This window comes from Nocardia carnea (genome assembly GCF_029869215.1).
GTDB classification, from domain to species: domain Bacteria; phylum Actinomycetota; class Actinomycetes; order Mycobacteriales; family Mycobacteriaceae; genus Nocardia; species Nocardia carnea_B.
The window spans coordinates 1-11,333 of record NZ_JARWPM010000344.1 but is presented as its reverse complement, the minus strand read 5'-3'; the positions used below and the strand labels follow the sequence as shown (position 1 = coordinate 11,333).

General features: G+C 68.2%; 12 protein-coding genes and 1 pseudogene. 7 read left to right on the top strand and 6 right to left on the bottom strand.

Annotated features, from left to right (window positions below; all coding sequences use genetic code 11):
* Positions 1 to 117: 117 nt before the first annotated feature.
* Both trxA and QH276_RS23910 read right to left on the bottom strand, forming a co-directional pair.
* Positions 118 to 501 carry a thioredoxin gene (gene trxA / locus QH276_RS23915; RefSeq protein ID WP_280400539.1) on the bottom strand — a complete coding sequence of 128 codons (384 nt, stop codon included), beginning with the start codon at positions 499 to 501 and terminating at the stop codon, positions 118 to 120.
* Positions 502 to 625: 124 nt separating this feature from the next.
* Positions 626 to 1,234, bottom strand: coding sequence for a 2'-5' RNA ligase family protein (locus tag QH276_RS23910; RefSeq protein WP_280400538.1), 609 nt, complete (start codon positions 1,232 to 1,234; stop codon positions 626 to 628).
* Positions 1,235 to 1,374: 140 nt separating this feature from the next.
* On the opposite strand from QH276_RS23910, the gene QH276_RS23905 reads away from it, so the two are divergent.
* The 3 genes from QH276_RS23905 to QH276_RS23895 all read left to right on the top strand — a co-directional run bounded on the left by QH276_RS23905 (position 1,375) and on the right by QH276_RS23895 (position 4,152).
* Positions 1,375 to 2,238: an ABC transporter substrate-binding protein gene (locus tag QH276_RS23905; RefSeq protein ID WP_280400542.1), complete on the top strand. Its 864-nt coding sequence runs from the start codon at positions 1,375 to 1,377 to the stop codon at positions 2,236 to 2,238.
* A 208-nt stretch (positions 2,239 to 2,446) separates the two neighbouring features.
* The gene (locus QH276_RS23900; RefSeq protein ID WP_280400537.1) at positions 2,447 to 3,376 is read left to right on the top strand and encodes an amino acid ABC transporter permease; all 930 of its coding nucleotides are present in this window, start codon (positions 2,447 to 2,449) and stop codon (positions 3,374 to 3,376) included.
* A 20-nt stretch (positions 3,377 to 3,396) separates the two neighbouring features.
* On the top strand, positions 3,397 to 4,152 hold the full coding sequence (locus QH276_RS23895) for an amino acid ABC transporter ATP-binding protein (RefSeq protein ID WP_280400541.1): 756 nt from the start codon (positions 3,397 to 3,399) through the stop codon (positions 4,150 to 4,152).
* A gap of 215 nt (positions 4,153 to 4,367) precedes the next feature.
* On the opposite strand, the gene QH276_RS23890 is transcribed toward QH276_RS23895, so the two are convergent.
* Positions 4,368 to 5,453: an isocitrate/isopropylmalate dehydrogenase family protein gene (locus QH276_RS23890; protein WP_280400536.1), complete on the bottom strand. Its 1,086-nt coding sequence runs from the start codon at positions 5,451 to 5,453 to the stop codon at positions 4,368 to 4,370.
* A 429-nt stretch (positions 5,454 to 5,882) separates the two neighbouring features.
* On the opposite strand from QH276_RS23890, the gene QH276_RS23885 reads away from it, so the two are divergent.
* Together QH276_RS23885 and QH276_RS23880 are read left to right on the top strand one after the other, a co-directional pair.
* Positions 5,883 to 6,767: an SPFH domain-containing protein gene (locus QH276_RS23885; RefSeq protein WP_280400535.1), complete on the top strand. Its 885-nt coding sequence runs from the start codon at positions 5,883 to 5,885 to the stop codon at positions 6,765 to 6,767.
* Positions 6,767 to 6,940 carry a hypothetical protein gene (locus tag QH276_RS23880; RefSeq protein ID WP_280400534.1) on the top strand — a complete coding sequence of 58 codons (174 nt, stop codon included), beginning with the start codon at positions 6,767 to 6,769 and terminating at the stop codon, positions 6,938 to 6,940. The genes QH276_RS23885 and QH276_RS23880 overlap by 1 nt, the downstream gene beginning before the upstream one ends.
* 106 nt (positions 6,941 to 7,046) lie before the next feature.
* On the opposite strand, the gene QH276_RS23875 is transcribed toward QH276_RS23880, so the two are convergent.
* Positions 7,047 to 7,907, bottom strand: coding sequence for a class I SAM-dependent methyltransferase (locus tag QH276_RS23875; protein WP_280400533.1), 861 nt, complete (start codon positions 7,905 to 7,907; stop codon positions 7,047 to 7,049).
* Positions 7,908 to 8,074: 167 nt separating this feature from the next.
* On the opposite strand from QH276_RS23875, the gene rpsA reads away from it, so the two are divergent.
* Positions 8,075 to 9,541 carry a 30S ribosomal protein S1 gene (gene rpsA, locus QH276_RS23870; protein WP_280400532.1) on the top strand — a complete coding sequence of 489 codons (1,467 nt, stop codon included), beginning with the start codon at positions 8,075 to 8,077 and terminating at the stop codon, positions 9,539 to 9,541.
* A gap of 70 nt (positions 9,542 to 9,611) precedes the next feature.
* Here rpsA and QH276_RS23865 read toward each other — a convergent pair whose 3' ends face one another.
* The gene (locus tag QH276_RS23865) at positions 9,612 to 10,289 is read right to left on the bottom strand and encodes an NAD(P)-dependent oxidoreductase (RefSeq protein WP_280400531.1); all 678 of its coding nucleotides are present in this window, start codon (positions 10,287 to 10,289) and stop codon (positions 9,612 to 9,614) included.
* Positions 10,290 to 10,380: 91 nt separating this feature from the next.
* On the opposite strand from QH276_RS23865, the gene QH276_RS23860 reads away from it, so the two are divergent.
* Complete coding sequence (locus QH276_RS23860; protein ID WP_280400530.1) at positions 10,381 to 11,079, top strand: TetR/AcrR family transcriptional regulator; 699 nt, start codon at positions 10,381 to 10,383, stop codon at positions 11,077 to 11,079.
* Positions 11,080 to 11,167: 88 nt separating this feature from the next.
* Here QH276_RS23860 and QH276_RS23855 read toward each other — a convergent pair.
* Positions 11,168 to 11,333 (bottom strand): annotated as a pseudogene (locus QH276_RS23855) (hydroxymethylbilane synthase); the annotation flags it as partial.

The following is an 11,333-nucleotide window of genomic DNA, read 5'->3' as shown; positions in this document are numbered from 1 at the left end:
GGGGGCCCGGCGGCGGCGCGAGCCGCCGGCGCCGCGGGGCCGGCGGCGCCCCACCTTCCCCCCGGCGCCCACAACCCCACCCCCCAAATGCTTCGCCCCCCCCGTCTGCTGTCGATTCTATTCGGCCACTTCGCCGTTGGCCGCTTGCTGCTCGGCGAGTTGTTTGCGAACCTCGTCCATATCGAGCGCCTTGACCTGGGTCACCAGATCCTCGAGCGCCGCGGGCGGCAGCGCGCCGGGCTGCGCGAAGACCAGGACGCCCTCGCGGAAGGCCATGATGGTCGGGATGGACTGGATATTGGCGGCCGCCGCCAGGCCCTGTTCGGCCTCGGTATCGACCTTGCCGTGCACGACATCGGGATGTTTGTCGGCCGATGCCTCGTAGGTGGGTGCGAAACTGCGGCACGGTCCGCACCAGGAAGCCCAGAAATCGACGAGTACCACGTCGTTGCTGGTGACTACCTCATCGAAGTTCTGCTGCGTCAGAGTCTGGGTGGCCATGACGTCCTCTCGTGGTCGGTATACAGGCTGCAACGCCGGCCCCGGCCGCGGTTGTTCCACGGCGGTGTCGTACGCCACCGAACCCCACCCTACGTGCCACCCGGGGGCGGGGTGAGTGCCTACGTCAGCCGTGTTCGGCGATCGGCCAGGCCCGGCGGTGGTCACCGTCCCAGCGGCGCAGCCCCACCACGGTCGCGGTCATGTCCTTGTCCGCGGCCACCGCGGTGACCGCCTCACCGAGCCGCGGTGGCAGGACACGCCGGGCGAGGGTGATATGCGGCGTCCACTGGCCGGGGTGCAGGTTCGCCGGGACGTCCGGGCACGGTGCCACGATCTGGTGAACGCGGCGGTGCCAGGCCAGCAGTTGTTCCGACGGGACCACCGCGCGCACCAGGATCGGCCGGCGCGCCCCGAACACCAGCACCCCGCCCAGCCGGATCGGGAAGGGCCGGAAAGGCAAACCGTCCAGGTCCTTTTCGATCCGCGGCCAGATCTGGCGGGCCACCGCCACCGTGATATGGGGCCGGTGGCTTTCGGTATCGCCGGCCCGGGCACCGCGTCCGAGACCGGGCAGGCCCGCTTCGGCGAGCAGTTCCCACTGTCGCCGGATCCGCTGCTCGGACACCTCGTCGAGCAGAAATTCCACCGACTGCACCATGATCTGCAGACGGTAGCCGCTCATCCGCCGGATATGCGGCGGATCGGGTGCGGTGCTCTGTACCCGCCGGGTCAAATCTCGGTTACTACGGCCGTGTTGTCCCGCCCGTTCGCCTACTGTGCTGACAACGTCCACTGATGACTGTGGACTGTGGGCCACGATTTCGACGGCAGGTGGTGACGGTGGCTGATCGACCCGCGGCTCGGATCCGGCGGATGCTGTGCGTGCTCGCCGGTATCGCGCTGACGGCCGGGTGTGTGACCAATGTCGAGGACACCGGGCCGGTACCGGAGAAGGTGCCGGTGCAGGCGGTGCCCGAACTCGCTGCCCGCCTGCCACCGGAGATCGCCGCGGCGGGGGAGGTGGTGGTCGGCGTGAACGTGCCGTATCAGCCGAACGAATACAAGGACCGGCACGGGACGATAGTCGGTTTCGATATCGACCTGATGGACGCGGTGACCGCGGTGCTGGGGATCCGTGCCCGCTACGCGGAATCGGCGTTCGAGAAGATCATCCCGGCGGTTCAGGCCGGTACCTACGACATCGGGATGTCCTCGATCACCGATACGGCCGAACGGGAACAGCAGGTCGATTTCGTCACCTATTTCACCGCCGGTGTCCAGTGGGCGCAGCGCACCGGCGCCGAGATCGATCCCGAGAACGCCTGCGGGCTCCGGGTCGCGGTCCAGGCCACGACGATCGAGCATATCGAGGAGGTCCCGGCCCGCAGCGAGGCGTGTGTGGCGGCCGGTAAGGAGCCGATCATCATCGACGCATTCGACGAGCAGAGTGCGGTCACCAACGCGCTGGTGCTCGGGCAGGTGGATGCGATGTCGGCGGATTCCCCGGTGACGGCGTATGCCATCAAACAGACCGACGGCAAGATCGAACCGGCCGGTCCGGTATTCGATGCCGCGCCCTACGGCTGGGCCGTCGCGAAGGGGTCGCCGCTCGCACCCGTGCTGCGCGACGCGGTGCAGCATCTGATCGACAACGGGCAGTACCGGCAGATCACCGAGAACTGGGGTGTGCAAGAAGGGGCGCTGCGCACCTCCGTGATCAACGGCGCGGGGAGCTGACGCCGTGACGGGATACCTCCGCCGCCGCTGTGGCCTGCGCGAACCACGGGAACACGACCCGATGTAGCTTGCCCGACGCGATACCACAGCCAACGCTTCGGCCTGCGCGGACCGCACGAATACGACCCGATGGAGCTGCCATGATCCGATACCGCCGCCAACGGCCCGGCCGCCGCCGGCCGCAGGAACACCCTCGGGGGGAGCTGCCATGACCGGCGGTGCGGACGCGGGACGCGAGCTTTCCGAACCCGAGCCCATCGCGGCCGTACCGCTGCGGCGTCCGGGCCGGTGGTTCGCCGCGGTCCTGATCCTGGTCCTGGTCGGGTTGTTCCTCTACGGTGCCGCCACCAACCCCGCCTACCGCTGGGATGTGTACTGGCAGTATCTGCGCGATACCCGCATCGCGGCCGGTGCGGTCGTCACCCTGGAGCTGACGGTGCTCGCCATGGTGATCGCGGTCGTCCTCGGCACCACTCTCGCGGTGATGAGGTTGTCGCCGAATCCGGTATTGCGCGCCACCGCATGGGTCTACCTCTGGATATTCCGCGGGACGCCGGTGTACGTGCAGCTGGTGTTCTGGGGGCTGGTGCCCTCGCTGTACCAGCATGTGGCCCTCGGGGTGCCGTTCGGGCCGCGTCTGGTCGAGGTGGATGTGCAGAGCCTGCAGGCGGCGTTCGCCTTCGCGGTGATCGGACTGGGACTCAACGAGGCGGCGTATATGGCCGAGATCGTGCGGGCCGGTATCAACTCGGTGGGCGAGGGGCAGCGCGAGGCCTCGATCGCGCTGGGTATGTCCTGGTCGCAGACCATGCGCCGGACCGTGCTGCCGCAGGCCATGCGGGTGATCATCCCGCCCACCGGCAACGAACTCATCAGCATGCTCAAGACCACCGCCCTGGTCACCGCCATCCCGCTCAGCACCGACCTGTTCGGCCGCGCTCGCGATATCTATGGCGTGAACTTTCTGCCGATCCCGCTGCTACTGGTCACCGCGACCTGGTACCTGGCGATTACCAGCATTCTCATGGTCGGCCAGTACTACCTGGAGAAACACTATTCGCGCGGTATCTCCCGGCAGCTGACCGCCAAACAGTTGCGGGAACTGGCCGACGCACAGGGAGAGGCACGGGCGAAATGAGTGCGACGAGTCCAGAGCCGATGGTCCGCGCCGACCGCGTGCACAAGAATTTCGGCGCACTGCGGGTGCTCAACGGGATCTCGCTCGAGGTCCGCCAGGGCGAGGTGCTGTGCCTGATCGGCCCTTCCGGTTCGGGAAAGTCGACCTTCCTGCGCTGTATCAACCATCTCGAGCAGGTCAGCGCGGGCCGGTTGTACGTGGCGGGGGAACTGGTGGGGTACCGGGAGAAGGCGGGCCGGCTCTACGAGCTGCACCCCCGCGAGGCCGCCCGCCAGCGGCGCGAGATCGGGATGGTTTTCCAGCATTTCAACCTGTTCCCGCATCGGACGGCACTCGGCAATGTCATGGAGGCGCCGGTACAGGTGAACAAGGTCCGCAAATCGGTGGCGGCGGCGCGGGCGAAGGAACTGCTGGACCGAGTGGGCCTGGCGGACAAGGCGAATGCCTATCCGGCGCAGTTGTCCGGCGGGCAGCAGCAGCGGGTCGCGATCGCCCGCGCCCTGGCCATGGACCCCAAACTCATGCTGTTCGACGAGCCCACCTCCGCGCTGGACCCCGAGCTGGTCGGCGAAGTGCTCACGGTGATGCGCGAACTCGCCGATTCCGGAATGACCATGGTCGTCGTCACCCACGAGATGGGTTTCGCACGGGAGGTCGCCGATCAGCTGGTGTTCATGGACGCCGGTGTGGTGGTGGAATCGGGTCCGCCGCGCGACCTGCTGGCCCGTCCGGAGCACGAGCGGACCAAGGAGTTCCTGTCGCGGCTGCTGGAGTAGCCGCGGCACCCGGCACGAGCCCGGGGCGGCCCGCGTTCGGTCAGCGCTGCGGCTCCGCCGGGGTGTCTGTGCCGGCCCCGGTATGCGGGCGGCTGCGCCGATCCGGGAAAGGGCGGGACCAGTGCCGCTGCGCTCGGCGGGATCGTCCGCCATTCGCTCGCACACAGCCGGACGCGTGCCCGGAGGTTGCCGGGCGGGCTCCGCCCACAGGAGCGTCAGCGGTGGTGGACGCGGGCGACGACCTGCTCGGTGAATTCCGCTGTCGAGGCGAGTCCGCCGAGGTCGGCGGTGGCGATTCCGGCGGCGAACGTGGCGGCCACCGCATGGTCGATCCGGCTCGCCGCCCGCGCGAGTACCGGCTGCTCGCGGCGGTCCGCCAGCCAGCGCAACAGCATGGCCGCGGACAGGTGCAGGGCCACCGGATTCGCCCGGTTGCGGCCCGCCAGGTCCGGTGCGGCGCCGTGCACCGCCTGTGCCATGGCCCGGTCCGCCGAGCAGTTCAGCGAGGCCGCGGTGCCCAGTGATCCGGCGAGCTGGGCGGCGAGATCGGAGAGGATATCGCCGAAGAGATTCTCGGTGACCAGCACGTCGTAGTCGCCGGGGGAGCGCACCAGATGGGCGGCGGCCGCATCGACGTGTTCATCGTTCACGGTGATCCCGGGGTACTTCCGCGCGACGGCGTAGCAGGTGTCCCGGAACAGTCCCATGGTCAGCGGCAGCACATTCGCTTTGTGCACGATCGTCACCTGCTTGCGACGAGCCGCGGCCAGCCGGAACGCCTCGTGCGCGATCCGCTCGCACGCCGCCCGGGTCACCAGGCCGACCGAGAGCGCGATATCGGGGGTCGGGCAGAATTCGCCGGACCCGACGGCCATATTGCGATCGGCGTAGAACCCTTCACTGTTCTCCCGCACGATCACCAGATCGATATCGTCGGCCATCGCGCGGATTCCCGGAAACGCCTGCGCCGGACGGATATTGGCGTGCAGGCCGAAATGGCGGCGGATGGCCCCGCCGGGGGCGATCCGGTGCTCCGGCGGATAGGACGCGTTGTCGTGCGGGCCGAGGATCCAGCCGTCGGTACCGGCCAGGCCCTCCAGGGTGAATTCCGGTAGTGCCGTCCCGAATTCCTCGATCGCCCGCCGGCCCATCGGCAGTGCGACCCACTCCGCGGCCGGGCCGCCGGCGGCCGCCAGCGCCTCGTCCACGACCCGCCGGGCCGAAGCCACCACCTCGGGCCCGATCCCGTCGCCGTCGACGAGCCCCAGCCGCAGCCGCTGTCCCGATGCTGTCCCGTCCATGCGGTCATCGTCGCAGGGGCCTGCCTACCGGGACTGTGCCGGGCCGATGGTGATGAGACCGTGCGCCGTCGGTGAGGGGGCGGGCATCCCCCGCCTTCCGTGGCTCGCGAAACCGCGCGCCGACGCGCCCGTTCGCCGGACGTGGTCGTGCGAGCCTGTGAAACCCGGTGGCCGTGGTCGTGGCCGGCCGCCGGGGTCGGTGGCGAGCGGGCACCCGAATGCCCGTGGATGCGGTGACGGTCCGGATGCGCCGTGGCCGGCGTGGTGGCGGCAGCGGACCGTCTCGATCAGCCGGCTTCACGGTGGGCGAATCCCGGCGCCGCCGTCGATCCCCGCCGCGGCCAGATCTTGCTGTTGGCGGCCCCGACCTTGTTGGTGCGCGGGCACACTGCTATCTTGGTGATATCACTTTGATAGAGGGAGGATGTCATGAAGTTCCGGGACGCCGCACGGGTCAACGGGTTCGTGATCTTGCTGATCTGGTTCGTGCTCACGATCGCGCTGGCGGCCGTGGCGGTGGCGGGCTTCGTCGCTTTCGGGCAGAACCAGAACGCCGCCGCGCTGGCCGGGGCGATCGTCGCCTGCGTACTGGCGGTGTTGCTGCTGCTCGGGATCACCGGGCTGACCGTGGTGAACCCGAACGAGGCCAAGGTCGTGCAGTTCTTCGGCCGCTATATCGGCTCGGTGAGCGATCCCGGGTTCTTCTCGGTCCTACCGCTCACCGACCGGCGCAGCATCTCGCTGCGGGTGCGCAACTTCGAAACGCAGAAGCTGAAGGTCAACGACGCCGACGGCAATCCCGTGGAGATCGCGGCGGTGGTGGTCTACAAGGTGGTCGACAGTTTCAAGGCCGCGTTCGCCGTCGACGACTACGAGGAATACGTCGAGACCCAGTCCGAGGCCGCGGTGCGGCATCTGGCCACCACCCATCCCTACGACGCCCACGACGAAGACCGCACCAGCCTGCGCGATGGCGCCGAGGTCGCCTCGGAACTCACCGTGGAACTGCGGGAACGTACCGAAACCGCGGGTATCGAGGTGATCGAGGCCCGGATCACCCACCTCGCCTACGCACCGGAAATCGCCCAGGCGATGCTGGTCCGCCAGCAGGCGAACCAGGTGGTCGCCGCCCGGGCGCGGATCGTGGAAGGCGCGGTCGGCATGGTCGGGATGGCGCTGGACCGGCTCGCCGCCGAAGGGATGGTGGAACTGGACGAGGAACGGAAGGCCGCCATGGTGTCGAACCTGCTGGTGGTGCTGTGTGGTGATCGGCCTGCCCAGCCGGTGGTGAACGCGGGATCGCTGTACTCCTGATGACGGAGCGCAAGAAGGTCCTGCTCCGGCTCGACCCGGCGGTCTACGACGCGGTGGCGAAATGGGCGGCCGACGATCTGCGCAGCGTCAACGCGCAAATCGAGTTCGCCCTGCGGCGTGCGCTCGAACAGGCCGGGCGTTCGCCGCGGACGGGTCGCGGCGACGACAGCTGAACGGGTGGGAATGCAGGCGGTCCGGTCCCTCGCGGTCGGAGGGATCGGATCGGATCGCGTCGGGGAGGGAGCGGACCGTGCGAGCTGGGAACGAGCTGGGGCCGGGTTACTCGGGTTTGTGGCTGATGAAGATGGCGGTGCCCGGGAAGATCTGTCCACGGAGGGGGCTCCACTGGCCCCATTCGCGGTCGAGCCATTCCGGCCAATCCGGCTCGACTATGTCGTCGAGGATCAGGCCGGCCGCCACTATCTCCCGGACTCGGTCGCCGATCGTGCGGTGGTGTTCCACGTAGGTGCAGCGGCCGTCGGCGTCGAATTCCGTATAGGGGGTTCGGTCGAAGTAGGGGAATACGGCTTCCAGGCCGTCCGGTCCGGGATCGTCGCGGAAGATCCAGCGCATCGGGTGGTTCACCGCGAAAACCCAGCGTCCGCCGGGGCGCAGGACCCGGGCGACCTCCCGCATCACCCGTGCGGAATCGGCGACGAAGGGGACCGCGCCGAACGCCGAGCAGGCCAGATCGAAGGATTCGTCCGCGAACGGCAGCGCTTCGGCGCCGGCCTGCACCAGCGGGACCCGGGGGCCGCCCCGGTCCATCGCGGCAAGCCCCCGTGACAGCATTCCCATCGATATATCCAGCCCGATCGGATACGCGCCCTGACCGGCGAGCCAGCGCGCGCAGGGCGCCGAACCGCAGCCGACTTCCAGGATCCGCTTACCGGCGATCTCGCCGAGCAGCCGCATATCGCCCTCGTGCAGGCCCTCCGGGCACCAGACGAACTCGCCCCCGGGGCTTGCCGTACCCAGGAACTCGCCGTGCGTATCGTGGTACTGGCCGGCGTCGGCATCCCACCAGCGCCGGTTCGCACGTTCGCTTTCGGCCGAATCGACTCGTGAGCGTGCGGCACCCGTGGTTCCCAGCAGTGCGGTGGCCTGAGCGTGGCGATCTTGAACGAGGTCGTCGGACACGATGCGAAGCCTATAGATCCGCAGCGGGGGGTCGTTTGCCCGGCTGGATGCGGGTCGCGTACGCTGAACCCGCAAGTGATCACACCCGGAGCCGCTGGGTGTATCGCAGCGTACCGAAAGTTCCAATGTCCGCAACCGATCACAATCCGTCCGGAGCAAACCGCCACATGCCCACCACCGTCACCTCGCCGCAGGTAGCCGTCAACGATATCGGCTCCGCCGAGGACTTCCTCGCCGCCATCGACGCCACGATCAAGTACTTCAACGACGGCGATATCGTCGAAGGAACCATCGTCAAAGTCGACCGCGACGAGGTCCTGCTCGACATCGGTTACAAAACCGAAGGCGTCATCCCGTCTCGCGAGCTCTCCATCAAGCACGATGTCGACCCCAACGAGGTCGTTTCCGTGGGCGATGAGGTGGAGGCCCTTGTTCTCACCAAGGAGGACAAAGAGGGCCGCCTGATCCTGTCCAAGAAGCGGGCGCAGTACGAGCGCGCCTGGGGCACGATCGAGGAGCTCAAGGAGAAGGACGAAGCCGTTCGCGGCACCGTGATCGAGGTCGTCAAGGGCGGTCTGATCCTCGATATCGGTCTGCGCGGCTTCCTGCCCGCCTCCCTGGTCGAGATGCGCCGTGTCCGCGATCTGCAGCCGTACGTCGGCAAGGAGATCGAAGCCAAGATCATCGAGCTGGACAAGAACCGCAACAACGTGGTTCTGTCGCGTCGCGCCTGGCTGGAGCAGACCCAGTCCGAGGTGCGCAGCGAATTCCTGCACCAGCTGCAGAAGGGCCAGGTCCGCAAGGGTGTGGTCTCCTCCATCGTCAACTTCGGCGCCTTCGTCGACCTCGGCGGTGTCGACGGTCTGGTGCACGTCTCCGAACTGTCCTGGAAGCACATCGATCACCCGTCCGAGGTGGTCGAGGTGGGCAACGAGGTCACCGTCGAGGTTCTCGACGTCGACCTGGACCGCGAGCGCGTCTCGCTGTCGCTGAAGGCCACCCAGGAAGATCCGTGGCGGCAGTTCGCCCGCACCCACGCCATCGGCCAGATCGTGCCGGGCAAGGTCACCAAGCTGGTGCCGTTCGGCGCGTTCGTCCGCGTCGAAGAGGGCATCGAGGGCCTGGTGCACATCTCCGAGCTGGCCGAGCGCCACGTGGAGGTCCCGGACCAGGTCGTGGTCGTCGGCGACGACGCGATGGTCAAGGTCATCGATATCGACCTGGAGCGTCGCCGGATCTCGCTGAGCCTCAAGCAGGCCAACGAGGACTACAGCCCCGAGTTCGATCCGTCGAAGTACGGTATGGCCGACAGCTACGACGAGCAGGGCAACTACATCTTCCCCGAGGGCTTCGATCCCGAGACCAACGAATGGCTCGAGGGCTTCGACAAGCAGCGGGAAGAGTGGGAGGGCCGCTACGCCGAGGCGGAGCGCCGGCACAAGATGCACACCGCGCAGATGGAGAAGATGGCGGCCGACGCCGCGGCCGAGGCCGCCGGCGGCACCGGTTCGTCGAACTACTCCTCCGAGAGCGGCGCGCAGTCGGCATCGAGCCAGCCGGAATCCACCGGCGGTTCGCTGGCCAGCGATGCGCAGCTCGCCGCGCTGCGGGAGAAGTTGTCCGGTAACGCCTGAGGCGGTATCGGGTAGCCCCGAGAAAACGCCCGAAAACCCCCGGTTCCTGGTGAACCGGGGGTTTTCGCTGTCAATACCCCACGGTGAACCGCCGCTGGATATGCCGCGGCAACTCGGCTTCGTCCAGCAGTGCCACGGCGAGATCCTCGGCCGAGATATCGCGGCCACCGGTATCGAGTAGCAGATCGCCGCCGATCCGGAACCGCCCGGTGCGCTCACCCGGTTCGATGCGGCCCGACGAGGGGCTCAGGTAGGTCCACAGCCGGTTCGACATTCGATAGACGTTCAGCGCGTCCCGTAACGCCGATACGACGCGGTGGTACTCCATGGGGACACCGAGATCACGCGGCAGGTTCTCGGCGAAACCGGGTTCGTCGACGAGCTGTCGGCCGGGCGCCACCTCGAGGCTGCCCGCACCGCCGACCACGATCAACCGCAGTGCCGGATGCCGGGCCAGCGCCCGCACCATCGCCTGCGCCCCGGTGACGAAATCCCCGGCACGCGCGATGGTTTCGTCGATACCGTGCCCGGCGTTGACAGCGCTGATCACTACGTCCAGGCCGCTGACGGCTGCGGCGATACTGTCCGCTTCGCGCCAGTCGGCCACCTGCCAGGTGACCTTCCCGCGGTCACGCTGGACACGGGCGGCGTCCCCGGTGAATCCCCGGACGCGGTGGCCGCGGCGTACCGCCTCCGCGACGACCCGGGAACCGATCACGCCGGTGGCGCCGAAAACTCCGATATCCATACGACCACTCCGATGTACGTGCCGTTTATTTACTACACGGCGTTCAGTAACTACACGGTGAATAGTAACCGCGCGATGTAGGGTGTCAACCGTGGCCGAGGCAGTGACGAGTCGCCGGGAGCGACTGCGCGCGCAGACAACGCAGGAAATCAAGACGGTCGCGTTACGGTTGCTCGCCGAGGGCGGTCCTGATGCCATCGCCCTGCGTGCCATCGCCCGGGAGATGGGTATGACCGCCGGCGCGGTCTACGGCTATTTCTCCACCCGCGACGAGCTGATCTCGACCCTGATCTCTGACGTCTACACGGCCCTGGTGGACCGTCTGGAAGTCGCTCGCGACGCGGCGCCCCCGGACGATCCGGGCGGCCGCATCATCGCGTGGGGAGAAGAAGTGCGGGCGTGGGCGGTGCAGCGGCCGGCCGAATTCCGGCTGATCTACGGGGATCCGGTGCCCGGTTACCGGCCGCCGCCCGGTGGACCCGCCGCTGCCGCGGAACTGCGAGCGTGCACGGGATTGGTCGGGCTGGCGGCGGGGGCGTGGCCGCATGTCTCCGGCGCCGGTGGTGCCGTGTTCGAGTGGACGGATTTCGGGGCGGATCTGGTCGCGCATGTGCGGGCGGAGTACCCGGAGCTGCCGCCGGCGGGACTGGCCCTGGCTCTGCGTATCTGGGGCCGGATGCACGGGTTGATCGCGCTGGAGGTGTACGGCCATCTGGGGCCGCAAACGCCCGACCCGGCCAAACTCTTCCACGCCGAGATGCTCGCTTCGGTCCGCGAACTCGGGCTGTAATCCTTCCCCGGAAACGGTGACGGCCCCGCCCAAAATCCCGGCCCGATTAGGGGTAATGGGCGTCAGCCCGCGGGGGGCCGAAAACACCCCCCCCCGCCGTGCCCCTTAACACATCGCACCCGTCTACCGCGGCGGCGCCCCCCCCCAACGACAGTTCCTCGACGATGCGTCCGTCGTCATCCAACGATTCGACGATTTCGGCGATCGCTCCGACGGGCGCCGTGCAGCCCGCCTCGAGTTCGGCGAGCAGGGCC